Below are 12,745 nucleotides of genomic sequence, written 5' to 3'. Positions count from 1 at the left end.
AGGAATTTGGGTTACCCTCCAAAAACTTACTCAGATTCCTCGCCCTGCTCGGAATGACAGCTTAGCAGGCTCAGTTCAACACCATTCAACCTACTTTCCTACCTCATGCAGTACCGCAAACTTGGTAAAACCGGCTTTAATGTTTCTGAAATCAGCCTTGGCACTTGGCAAGTAGGCGGCAAGTGGGGCGACCCGTTTAGCCACGAAACTGCCGATTCCATCCTCAACGCCGCCGTCGACTCCGGCATCAACTTCATTGACACCGCCGACGTGTACGGCGACGGGGAAAGCGAAAAAGCCGTGGGCCGGCTGGTACGTAGCCGCTCCGAGCGGGTGTATGTGGCCACCAAGTGTGGTCGGCAACTCCAGCCCCACACCAACGAAGCCTACCAGCCAGAAGCCCTGCGGAAGTTCGTAGAGGCCAGCCTGCGCAACATGCAGCTCGAAACCCTGGACCTGATTCAGTTGCACTGCCCGCCTACGGAGGTGTACTACCGTCCCGAAATCTTCGAGCTATTTGACCGGCTCAAGGAAGAAGGCAAGATTCTGAACCTGGGCGTGAGCGTGGAAAAGGTGGAAGAAGGCCTTAAGGCCCTCACCTTCCCCAGTGTCACTACCATTCAGCTTATCTTCAACATGTTTCGGCAGCGCCCGGCGGAGTTGCTGTTTCAGGAAGCGAAGCGCCACGATGTGGGCCTGATTGTGCGCGTACCGCTGGCCAGCGGCCTGCTCACCGGCAAATTCTCGCCCCACACCACCTTCTCCCCCGACGACCACCGCCAGTTCAACCGCGACGGGGCCGCTTTCGACAAGGGCGAAACCTTCTCCGGCGTAGATTACGAAACGGGCCTAGCTGCGGTAGAGGAGCTGAAAAAGGTGTTTCCCAATCAGCCCAACCTTGCTCCCATTGCCCTGCGCTGGGTGCTTATGTTTGACGAAGTTAGCTGCGTGATTCCCGGCGCTTCCCGCCCCGACCAGCTCACCTCAAACCTACAAGCCGCTGAACTACCCGCCCTCACCGCCGAGCAAATGCAAGCCGTACGCGCCATTTATGAGCAGCGCATCAAGCCGCTGGTGCATCAGGTTTGGTAAACACGGTGTCATTCCGAACGAAGCGAGGAATCTGAGTCGAACTACAGAGGATTACCCCAGATTCCTCACTTCGTTCGGAATGACAACGCAGCACATAAAAAGGCCCGCTGGAATTGCTCCAGCGGGCCTTTTCTGCTTATGAGTACTACCTTTTACACAGCTTCCGAGGCTTCGGCGTCGCGGCGGGCCTGGGCCGCGGTGGCGTCATTGGCGGCTACGGGGTGGGCTTCCTCTAGGTGCTGGCTGTAGAAGCGGTTTTGGAAGATAAGAATCAGCACGACCCCAATGAAAATGCAAGAGTCGGCAATATTGAAGATGGGAAAGTCAGGGATAATTTCTCCGCCCACAAAAGGCCAGGAAGCCGGAAAAAACCCGTCCGGGAAGTCCACAAACAGCATGTCAATAACTTGGCCGTGCAGCCAGGGGGTAGGCGCATTGAAGGGCGCGTTGTTGTAGAGGACGCCGTAGAAGATGGAATCGACCAGGTTGCCAATGGCCCCGCCCAGAATCATGGCAATGCAGATGAGCAGGCCGCTGGGGGCGTGCTGCTTCCAAAGGCGGTAGATGTAGTAACTAATACCCGTAACGGCTACCAAGCGAAACAGTGTGAGAATAACCTTGCCGTAGGGCGCCGGCAGTTCCACCCCGAAGGCCATGCCAGGGTTCAGGGTGTAGTGCAGCTTAAACCAGTCGCCGAACACGGGAACTTCGCCGGGCATGCCCATGGGCATATAGCGGTGCACCGCCCATTTCGAGAGCTGATCAATGACGATGACCAGCAAGGCCACGAGGTAGTATTTCCAATACTTCATAAGTACAAAGTGACGCAGAATTTTTGACTTTCTGGCGTAGGAGCCTACTGCATCCTTCTTGCCGCCGGTATATATCTGAAAGGGCTTTTGTGCCGATTTAAACCCGATTTTAGGAGATTTGTACGACGTTATGCCAAACGCCCCTTGAAAAGGCAGACGTACCGCTCCTGATTTTTCTGGGCGGCCAGCTGCGCGCAGCCTACCCGTGCAGCTTACAACTGCAATCAATTCCTAATTAAGCGGCCGCTGTAGTGGCTCAATTCTTCCTGATTTGCTCTTGCAACCTGCTACATAGCGGGAGTAAGTCATTGAAACTAGATATTTAGTTATACATTTCTAACCTTCCTACTTAAACCCTATTCCTATGTCAGCCACGCATCCTAGCCGCGCTTATTCTGCTGTAACCCGCTTATCTATCGTGGGTGTAGCCGCCCTCAGTGCCTGCGCCGCGCCGCACCCACTTACCCAGGCCAATGAGCAGCAGCAAACCATGACGACGACCGTTTATAACCGCCAGCTCAATACCAGCCTGTTGCTCAACGGCGACTATGATATAAATCTACAGCCTCACAACAAGCCAGATGAGGTGACGAAAGCGCGGCTAAAACAGCTCGGCTTCTCGCGCCGCCAGTCGGCGCTGCTGTTTACTGGTCAAACAAACCTAGCGCCCACGTACCGGCTGCGCGGCCTGCGCATAACCGGCAATCCTAACTGGCGGGCCCTGGGGTTCCAGGAAAACGGCGTCGGACGCTACCAGCACACGGGTACGGCTGGCCCCGATTTGCTAATGGAATATGCCGCGCCCCTACCCGACCAGCAAGGTTGGCTCTATCTCATTGCTACTGATGAAGCCAGCTCGCGCGCCGCTACCTCCGTGCGGGACCGTGGCGTTGACATGGATGCGGAATTTGTCACGTTCACGTTTCCCTCAGTGCAGCAAGGTCGGTGGCCGCGCACGGTGTCGCCGGTACGGCTGGCCAACGAGGCCTTTCTGAGTCGTCCCAACGGTGATTATCTGGCTCCGCTGTCTGCCCTGGCCCAGAGCCGCCACGCCCCTGCTACTGCCCAGGACCCCAGTAGTGATGGAATACTGTGGCAAATGCTGCAGCAGTACCACGCCATGGCTGGCAACACTGATTCGGTAGTGTATTTTCAGCGTCAGGGCCCGGAGGTAGTGCGCCTTCCGACTACCACGTCAACCACGGGTACCCCACGCCGGCCAAACCCCACGCCGACCGACACGCTAGTCAGCCTGGAAGCAGTACCCGAAATCCTGCGCCAATCAGCCGGTGTGCGAGCTGTGTTGCTGAATGAGTCGCACACATACGGCAGGCACCGGGCGCTGGCGGCGGCGCTGCTACCCGGCTTGTATCAGCAGGGGTTTCGGTACCTGGCCCTAGAAACGCTCGAAGACTCCGCGAGCAGCGCCCTGAATCCGTTACCCTTGAAAGCCGGTTTCTACACGCGCGAAGCCACGTTTGCCAACCTGGTGCGCACGGCCCGGCGGCTGGGCTTTACCCTGGTGTCCTACGAAGTGGGACAGGGCCAAACAGAACGGGAGTTAGCCCAGGCCACGAACCTGCACAAGGCCCTGCGCCACGACCCCCAGGCCCGGGTACTGGTGTACGGGGGCGGGGCCCACGTCAACCTCCTGACTATGCCTGGCAGGCCCCAGGCAAAATGGATGGCCCAGCACTTAGTTGACCTCACCGGCTGGCCCGTTCTCAGCATCAATCAAGCGCGCCTGGGCAACGAAGCTCGCAGTGGCCTGGCGGCTACACCCTCAGGCAAGGCCGAAGTGGTATACCAGCTTCGCAACGGCCAGCGCCGCTCGCCCTACCCTGAAAACAATCTGGTAGTGCGCAACAACCTCGACCTAAACCGGCTGCCCCTTCCCTACTCCGATGCCACTGACGCCCAACTGGTTTCTCTGAATGTTAGTGCCTACCAACCTACCGCCGCTACGGGCCGCCGCATGGTACAACTCTACCTGCAGTCGGAACTGGCCGTGCGGGAGGACATAGCACCCATCTATACCCACGAATTGCGCCCGTCAGACGACGTTTTATCCTTGCGCCTGGTTCCGGGCCGCTACGTCTACCGCGTGCTGTCAGAGAAGCAAAAAGAAGAAGTTCGGAAGGAGTTGGTAGTGAAGTGAGTTAATGATTCCACAAACGCGCGTTATTACGGTTCGTGCTGACGTAATAAGGTCCTTCGCCGCCGCTTCATGCGCGGAATGCTCAGGATGATGGATGTGGAGAAATAGTATAGGGTGTGAAGGGCTCGTATAAGAATATGAGAACGTTGCGAGAAAATACACGGCATGAAAAAGGCCGCGAAACGTAAGTTCCACGGCCTTTTTGGCTTTAAGAATGACCTGGGATACTAGCTATTGGCTACTTCCAGTTGCACTGGCACAGTGTACTCGTCAAATTCCAGCACTGAGCCGCCGCTGATTTCCGGGGCAAAGTTTAGGGCTAGAGCCTGTACTTCTTCGCGAATGTAGCCACCGAAGGACTGCACGGCGGCTTCCAGCTCGGCCTGCTGGCCCAGGGTCACCCGGATTTTGTCCTGCACTTCCAGGCCGCTGTCTTTGCGCAGGTTCTGGAGGCGATTCACCAGCTCGCGGGCCACGCCTTCCTGGCGCAGCTCGTCGGTCAGGGTCACGTCGAGGGCTACCGTTAGGGGGCCGTCGGTGGCTACTAGCCAGCCGGGCAAGTCGTCGGTGCGAATTTCCACGTCGTCCGGAGCAAGCGTAATCGGCTGTCCTTCGACTTCCACGGCCAGCTGGCCGGTCTTTTCGAGGGTGCTGATTTCCTCCGGGGTCATTTGCTGGATGCGGGCGCCTACGGCTTTCAGACGGGCACCGTATTGCTGACCGAGGCGCTTGAAGTTCGGCTTCACCGACTTTACTAGTACGCCGCTGGTGTCGTCCAGGAACTCCACGTGCTTTACGTTCACCTCGGCGCAAATCAGGTCTTCTACCTTGCCTACCTGCTCACGGGTCGTCTCATTGAACACTGGCACCAGAATGCGCTGCAGGGGCTGGCGCACCTTCAGCACCGACTTCTTGCGCAGGGAGTGCGTAAGCGAGGAAATCCGCTGGGCCAACTCCATGCGCTCCTCCAGGGCCTTGTCGATACGGTTCGTTTCGGCTTCTACCAGCAAGGTGAGGTGGATGGATTCGGGAGCTAGCGGCGTATTCCGCTCGATAGCTTCGGCGCGCATGCCGTCGGTCATGTTCTTATAAAGCCACTCGGCGAAGAAGGGGGCAACCGGGGCCATAAGTTGGGCCACTACCACCAAACACTCCTGCAAAGTCTCGTAGGCGGCTTTTTTGTCCTGGGTCAGCTCGCCTTTCCAGAAGCGGCGGCGCGAGAGGCGCACGTGCCAGTTAGAGAGCTGATCGGTCACGAAATCTTGGATGGCGCGGGCCGCCTTCGTGGGGTCGTAGGAGTCATAATGGCCGCGCACTTCCAGAATCAAGGACTGGAGCTTGCTCAGAATCCAGCGGTCCAGTTCGCTTAGCTCACTGTGGGGCACCCGGTCGAACTCACGGGCCTGGAAGCCGTCGAGGTTGGCGTAGAGGGCGTAGAACGAGTAGGTGTTGAACAGGGTGCCGAAGAAGCGGCGCTGCACCTCCGTAATGCCGCTGAGGTCGAACTTGAGGTTGTCCCAGGGCTGGGCGTTGGCAATCATGTACCAGCGCGTGGCGTCGGGGCCGAACTGCTCGATGGTCTGGAACGGGTCGATGGCGTTGCCGAGGCGCTTGCTCATCTTGTTGCCGTTCTTGTCCAGCACCAAGCCGTTGGCCATCACGTTCTTATAGGCCACCGAATCTTCCAGCATCACGGCCAGGGCGTGCAGGGTAAAGAACCAGCCGCGGGTCTGGTCCACACCTTCGGCAATGAAATCGGCGGGGAAATTCTTTTGGAACTTCTCGCCGTTTTCCAGAGGGTAGTGCCACTGGGCGTAGGGCATGGCGCCGCTGTCAAACCACACGTCAATGAGGTCGGTTTCGCGGTACATGGGCTGGCCGGAGGGCGACACCAGGAAGATATCGTCCACGTAGGGCCGGTGCAGGTCCATCTTCTCCCCGTTGGCATAGGGGTTATGGGTCATGACTTCGGCTGCTACAGCCTTGTCAATCTCCTGCTTCAGCTGCTCTACCGAGCCGATGCAGATTTCCTCCGAGCCGTCCTGGGTACGCCAGATGGGCAGGGGCGTGCCCCAGTAGCGGGAGCGGCTCAGGTTCCAGTCTACCAGGTTTTCCAGCCAGTTGCCGAAGCGGCCGGTACCAGTGCTGGCGGGCTGCCAGTTGATGGTTTTGTTGAGTTCGATGAGCCGGTCTTTTACCGCCGTGGTCTTGATAAACCAGGAGTCCAGGGGGTAGTACAGCACGGGCTTGTCGGTGCGCCAGCAGTGGGGGTAAGTGTGCTCGTACTTCTCCACTTTGAAGGCCGTGCCGTCGCCTTTCATGCGGATGGCAATGCTTTCGTCCAGGGTCTTGTAGTCGGCGCCCGACTGGTCGTGGCCGTCGTAGTTCTTCACCCAGCGCCCGCCAAATTCGCCCATCTGGGGCACGTAGCGGCCGGTACGGTCCACGATGGGCGTGGGCTTGCCTTCGGCATCCAGCACAATCAGGGCCGGAATATCGGCCTGCTGAGCAGCCCGGAAGTCGTCGGCGCCAAACGTGGGCGAGATGTGCACAATGCCGGTACCGTCCTCCGTCGTCACAAAGTCGCCGGGAATCACGCGGAAAGCGCGCTCCTCCCCTTCAAATGCCGGAAAGCCCTTGTCTTGGTCGAACAGCCGCTCGTAGCGGATGCCTACCAAGTCAGCGCCTTTGAACGTGTTTTCGATGCGCCAAGGCAGCACCTTGTCGCCGGCTTTGTAGTCTTCTAGCGAAGCCTCTTGGCCTTTCTCCGAGAAATAGCGGTTCATCAACGCTTCCGCCAGCACTACCCGGATGGGGGCACCCGTGTAAGGGTTGAAGGTGCGTACCAGCACGTAGGGAATGTTCTTACCCACAGCCAAACCGGTGTTAGCAGGTAGCGTCCAAGGCGTCGTCGTCCAGGCTAGGATGTAGGTTTCTACCGAATTTTCTTCGGTATAGACTTCTGTATACTGAGTAGAATCTGACACGCCAGTAAACAGCTTCGCCGAAGCCTCATCCCGCTTCACCTTGAACTGGGCCACGATGGTCGTGTCCTTGACGTCGCGGTAGGTGCCGGGCTGGTTTAGCTCGTGGGAGCTGAGGCCAGTGCCGGCGGCTGGGGAGTAGGGCTGAATGGTGTAGCCTTTGTAGAGCAAGCCCTTGTCGTAGAGCTTCTTGAGCAGGGCCCAGCAGCTCTCGATGTACTCGGGCTCAAAGGTGATGTAGGGGTCGTCGAGGTCTACCCAATAGCCCATTTTCTCGGTGAGGTCGTCCCACTGGGCTTTAAAGCGCATCACGGTTTCGCGGCAGCGCTGGTTGTAGTCCTCAATGCTGATTTTCTTCCCGATATCCTCCTTCGTGATGCCCAGCTCCTTTTCTACCTGCAGCTCAATGGGCAGGCCGTGGGTGTCCCAGCCGCCTTTGCGGTTTACCTGCTTGCCCAGCAGGGTCTGGTAGCGGCAGAAAATGTCCTTTACCGTCCGGGCCATGACGTGGTGGATGCCGGGGGCGCCGTTGGCCGAGGGTGGGCCTTCGTAAAACACGAACGTCGGCTGCCCTTCGCGGGTGCTCACGCTTTTCTCGAAGATGCCGTTCTGCTTCCACCACGCCAGGATATCGGTGCCGACCTGGCCGTAGTTGAGCGGCTGCTTGAATTCGGGGTAGTTCATTGTTGGGGTCGTTGTATCAGAACGTCATGCTTGATCTTGCGTCCGCTTGCCGAAGCATCTCTACCGCTTCGTTGAATTACTACTGCAACGAAGCGGTAGAGATGCTTCGGCAAGCGGACGCAAGATCAAGCATGACGGTGGTATAAAGGGTGGTTTTAGCCGTTCAGTTTGGGCTGCCGCTTCATCCGGTTAAGGTTGAGTTCCAAGTCGTCGTCTTCCTCGTGGTAGTTGTCGTCGTAATGGCGAATACCGGATTGGTCGATAACATCCTCGTCCTTGCCGTGCTCGAAGGTAACGAGTAAGCAGGGCAGCAGAATCAGGTTAGAGAAGTTGGTGATGAGCAGGCTGGCCGACATGAGCAGGCCGAGGGCCTTGGTGCCACCGAACTCCGAGAAGGCAAACACCGAAAAGCCCAGAAACAGCACAATGCTGGTGTAAATCATGCTGGTGCCGGCCTCCGAAAGCGTAGTGCTGATGGCGGCCTTTACGCGGCGGCCGTTGGCGGCCATTTCCTGCCGAAACTTGGCCAGCAGGTGAATCGAATTGTCGCCGTCGATGCCCAGGGCAATGCTGAAAATTAGGGCGGTGCTGGGCTTGAGCGGGATGCCGAAGTAGCCCATAATACCGCCCGTGAGCAGCAGCGTGAAGAAGTTGGGCAGCAGGGTAAACGCCACGGCCCGCACGCTGCGGAACAAGATCAGCACGACCAGCCCGACCAGCACGAAGGCAATAACCAGGCTTTCCTTGAGCGTACCAATCAGGTACTCATTGCCTTTGGTGAAGATGATGGTGGTACCAGTCAGCTTCACCTTCATATCCGTACCCTTGAAAATCCGGTTGATTTCGGGCTTGATGCGGTTGTTAATCAGCGTATCGAGGTTGTGGGAACCTACGTCGGCAATCTTCAGGGAAATGCGCGCCCGCTGCATGCTGCTGTCGGTGAAGGAGCGCAGTAGTTTGCTGGTTAGCTGGCCCTCAGTGCCCTCCGTGGACTGCGAATGGGCCAGGTAGCTGAACACGTAGTTTTTCTCGGAGTTGTCGGGTAGGCGGTAGAACTCGGGGCTGCCGTTGTAGAAGGCCTGGGTCGAGGCCTTCAGAAAGGTAACCACGCTGACGGGGGTAGTCAGCACGGGCTGGGTGCGCAGAAAGTTTTCGAGGCGGTCAATCCGCTCCAGGTTCTTGAGCTTGAGCAGGCCTTTGGGGCGGCCGGTGTCCACTACCATTTCCAGGGGCATTACGCCGTTGAAGTGCTGCTCAAAGAACTTCAAATCAGAGTTTACCGACGAATCCTTGGGCAGATCATCCACCATGTAGCTCACGGATTTCACCTTCATTACCCCAAACGAAGCCAGCACCATCAGGGCCAGGGCGGTGAGGTACACCGTGCGCCGGCGCTCCAGCACCAGGTAGTCGAAGAACTCCAGCAGCTTAGTCAGGGGCTTGGCCTCCAGGTGCTCCAACTGCTTGGGGGTAGGCGGCGGCAGAATGGTGAAGATGATGGGCATCAGGATAAACGATACCGCAAACGCCACGAAAATATTGACCGTAGCCACCAGCCCAAACTGATACAGAATGGCAATGTTGGTGAAGCAAAACACCACGAAGCCGATGGCCGTGGTGGTATTGTTCATGAGCGTGACCAACCCAATTTTGCGCACCACCCGCGCCATGGCCAGCACCTGGTTGCCGGATTTGCGGTAGTCGTAGTGGTAGCGGCTAAGTAGGTAGGTGCAGTTCGGGATGCCGATAACGATGATAATGCTCGGAATCAGGCCCGTAAGCAGGTTGATTTTGTAGCCCAGTAGCACCATGGAGCCAATGCACCAGGTCACCACAATCAGCACAATCAGCAGCGGGAACACCACCGCCGACCAGGTCCGGAAGAACATGAGCAGGGTCACGGCCATCATCACAATGGTCAGGGCCACGAACAGCTTCATTTCCGAGGCGACCTTGGTAGTCATGGTGGCCCGCACGTAGGGCAGGCCGGCGTAGTGCATCCGAATGCCAGTTTTCTGCTGGAAGCGTTCAGCGTGGCCCAGAATCTCCTGCATCACGGCCTCGCGCCGGCTGGAGTTCAGGTACTTGGGGTCCATGGTGAGGGCCAGCAGCGTAGCCCCGGTGGTTGGCGAAATCAGCTGACCTTTGTAGAACTCCTGGGCATTTACCACCCGCATCAGGGAGTCTAGCTCGGGCTGGGTTTGGGGGAAGTTGCGGAAGATGGGTTCGGCCCGAAAGGTTTGGGTAGCCGTGTCCTTTACCAGCCGGGGTAGGCGCGTTACGCCCAGAATGCCATTGACACCCTCCACTTTGCTGAGCGTATCCGTGAGGGTGCGCAGCTCATTGAAGTTGCCGAGCTGGTACACCGAGCTGTCCTGCATGCCCAGCACCAGCACGTTGCCGTCCTCCCCAAAGGTTTGCTTGAACTGCTGGAAGTACACCATGTCCGGGTCGTCGGGCGACACGACCTGGGCAAAATCGTAGGTCATCTGCACCTTGCGGGCTTCCCAGGCCATAAACACCGTAATAAGGGCCAGCAGCCCGACGAGCAAGCGGCGGTTCTTGATGACGAATAGGGCGAGGTTTCTCCACATAGGCTGCTAAAATGCAGCAAAGGTACGCAACCCCGGGCAGGTATGCGGTGAGCCTCAGTCAGTAAACCCCACCCCTACCTCGACTACCAGTAGCCAGCCAAACAAGTGCGCTTGGTTGACAAACTCATTTTTTCTTCAGAATATAGGGAACAAATTATGCACTATTCAACGTAAATAGTCACACTTCAAGGCGTTGCGACCGTAACTACTTGTATTTTCCCGCGCCTTGCTGCTATTTTTCTATTATAATGACATTGTACAATTCCCCTGATGCGTCCCTGACGTATAACTCGCTGTTGGATACCCTACACTTGAGCTACAATGCAGCTCACCTGTCGGGGTCGTTCGGGGAGGCTTACCACCGGGCACTAGAGGAAATGCTGGCCCAGAACGTGGACAAACTTCTGGTGGATTTGAAGCGAAATGCTCCCCCAACCGACGAAGCAGACGCTTTACTTCAGCCCCTAACCAGCATCCTGCCCGGTCATTTGCAGCGCCCCTTGTTTATTGCCGCCGTGGTGTCAGAAGGCCAATACCAGTACCAGGTAGGCAACTCCCTTGCCTCGGCCAGCCTGCCTCCGTCCCAGGTTGAGTTCAATTACTTTACCTCCCGCCGCGACGCTACCCAGTGGCTGAGCGAGAACTAAGAAAGAACTCACCAGCCCTACCTCAAAACGCCAACAGGCCGCCGGATTGCTCCAGCGGCCTGTTGTGTTATAACCCCGTAGAAACAGCAGGGCGCTACAGCTTTTCGAAGACGCGTGAGAAGCTCACGGCTTCCCCGATGTAGGCGCGCAGCTCGGAAATTGGCATGCGGGTTTGCTCGCGGGAGTCGCGGTGGCGCACGGTTACGGTGTTGTCTTCCAGGGTTTGGTGGTCGACGGCAATGCAGAAGGGCGTGCCTATAAGGTCCTGGCGGGTGTAGCGCGTCCCGATGGAGTCCTTCTCCTCCACTACCAAGCGGAAGTCGTGGCGCAAGCTGTTGTAGATTTCGTTGGCTTTGTCGGGCAGGCCATCTTTTTTAACCAGCGGGAAGATGGCGGCTTTGATGGGCGCCACGGCCGGGTGCAGGCGCAGCAGCTTGCGGGTTTTGGTTTGCTGCTTGTCGCCCTCGCCTTCGGTAATCGTTTCCTCCTGGTAGGCCTGGCAGAGGGTAGCCAGAAACAGGCGGTCGGCGCCCACGGAGGTTTCCACTACATAGGGCACGTAGTTACCGTAAGGCTTGCCCGTCTCGGGGTTGAGGTCGTTATCGAAGTACTGCTGCTTCTTGCGGCTCAGGTTCTGGTGCTGGGTCAGGTCGAAGTCGGAGCGGGAGTGAATGCCCTCAATTTCCTTGAAGCCGAAGGGGAATTCAAACTCGATGTCGACGGCGGCCTTGGCGTAGTGGGCCAGCTTCTCATGAACATGGAAACGCAACTTGTCGGCGGGCAAACCCAGGGCCTCGTGCCAGCGGCGGCGCGTCTCCTTCCACGTTTCGTACCATTCATCTTCGGTGCCAGGGCGCACGAAGAATTGCATTTCCATCTGCTCAAACTCCCGCATCCGGAAGATGAACTGGCGGGCCACAATCTCGTTGCGGAAGGCCTTGCCGATCTGGGCAATACCGAACGGCACCTTCTGGCGCGCCGACTTCTGCACGTTCAAAAAGTTGACGAAGATGCCCTGGGCCGTTTCCGGGCGCAAGTAAATCTGCGAAGAGTCGCCGGCCACGGCGCCTACCTGCGTGGAGAACATCAGATTGAACTGCCGCACATCGGTCCAGTTGCCAGTCTTGGAAACCGGGCAGAGAATCTTCTCCTCAATGATGAGCTGCTTGACGCCGGCTAAGTCTTCAGCGGTGAGCAGGCGGCCCATTTCAGCCAGCAGAGCATCGGCACGAGCTTGGTCGCCGGCGTTTTCGTACTCGGCGGCTTTTTCTTCGAGCAGCACATCGGCGCGGTAACGCTTCTTGCTGTCGAGGTTGTCAATCATGGGGTCCGAAAAGCCATCAACGTGGCCGGAGGCTTTCCAGGTGAGCGGGTGCATGAAAATGGCCGCGTCAATGCCCACCACGTTCTGGTTGAGCTGGGTCATGGCCCGCCACCAGAGCTGCTTAAGGTTGTTTTTGAGCTCTACGCCGTTGGGGCCGTAGTCGTACACGGCGGCTAGGCCGTCGTAGATTTCCGAAGAAGGGAATACGAAGCCGTATTCCTTGGCGTGCGACACGATATCGGCCAGGGTATTTTCAGCCGTGGCGGCGGGTTTCTGCTCGTTGCTCATGAGGGGGAGGTTAAATGGAATACAGCTGTCCTGCCGAGCGCCGCGAGGAATTTGGAGTAGGAAGTATAGCCTGCCCCAACTTGCGCCCTGCCCTCGGAACGACAGCAGCTTCTCGGCAAAAGTAGCCAAAGCTTTAGCTTACAGCCTACCCAAAGGCCCATA

The 12,745-nt window shown here is 57.7% G+C and carries 7 protein-coding genes; 3 read left to right on the top strand and 4 right to left on the bottom strand.

The features are described 5' to 3' along the window. Positions 1-105 precede the first annotated feature (105 nt). Positions 106-1,092, top strand: coding sequence for an aldo/keto reductase (locus MWH26_RS18090; RefSeq protein ID WP_247975379.1), 987 nt, complete (start codon positions 106-108; stop codon positions 1,090-1,092). A 152-nt stretch (positions 1,093-1,244) separates the two neighbouring features. Here MWH26_RS18090 and MWH26_RS18085 read toward each other — a convergent pair whose 3' ends face one another. Then, positions 1,245-1,904 (bottom strand): lipoprotein signal peptidase, encoded by a 660-nt coding sequence (locus MWH26_RS18085; protein ID WP_247975378.1) that lies wholly within the window; start codon positions 1,902-1,904, stop codon positions 1,245-1,247. 364 nt (positions 1,905-2,268) lie between these two features. Between MWH26_RS18085 and MWH26_RS18080 the strand changes: the two genes are divergently transcribed. After that, complete coding sequence (locus tag MWH26_RS18080; protein ID WP_247975377.1) at positions 2,269-4,062, top strand: hypothetical protein; 1,794 nt, start codon at positions 2,269-2,271, stop codon at positions 4,060-4,062. Positions 4,063-4,289: 227 nt separating this feature from the next. On the opposite strand, the gene ileS is transcribed toward MWH26_RS18080, so the two are convergent. Next, on the bottom strand, positions 4,290-7,730 hold the full coding sequence (gene ileS, locus MWH26_RS18075; RefSeq protein WP_247975376.1) for an isoleucine--tRNA ligase: 3,441 nt from the start codon (positions 7,728-7,730) through the stop codon (positions 4,290-4,292). Between the two features lie 155 nt (positions 7,731-7,885). Further along, positions 7,886-10,324: an efflux RND transporter permease subunit gene (locus tag MWH26_RS18070; RefSeq protein WP_247975375.1), complete on the bottom strand. Its 2,439-nt coding sequence runs from the start codon at positions 10,322-10,324 to the stop codon at positions 7,886-7,888. A gap of 248 nt (positions 10,325-10,572) precedes the next feature. Between MWH26_RS18070 and MWH26_RS18065 the strand changes: the two genes are divergently transcribed. Next, complete coding sequence (locus tag MWH26_RS18065; RefSeq protein ID WP_247975374.1) at positions 10,573-10,971, top strand: hypothetical protein; 399 nt, start codon at positions 10,573-10,575, stop codon at positions 10,969-10,971. A 94-nt stretch (positions 10,972-11,065) separates the two neighbouring features. Here MWH26_RS18065 and MWH26_RS18060 read toward each other — a convergent pair whose 3' ends face one another. Beyond that, a complete protein-coding gene (locus MWH26_RS18060; RefSeq protein ID WP_247975373.1) occupies positions 11,066-12,583 on the bottom strand; it encodes a glycine--tRNA ligase in 1,518 nt (505 codons plus the stop codon). Positions 12,584-12,745 lie beyond the last annotated feature (162 nt).

It is taken from the genome of Hymenobacter sublimis (assembly GCF_023101345.1).
Classification (GTDB): Bacteria; Bacteroidota; Bacteroidia; order Cytophagales; family Hymenobacteraceae; genus Hymenobacter; species Hymenobacter sublimis.
The sequence above is the reverse complement of the archived record's forward strand: the minus strand, read 5'-3'. Positions and strand labels throughout refer to the sequence as shown.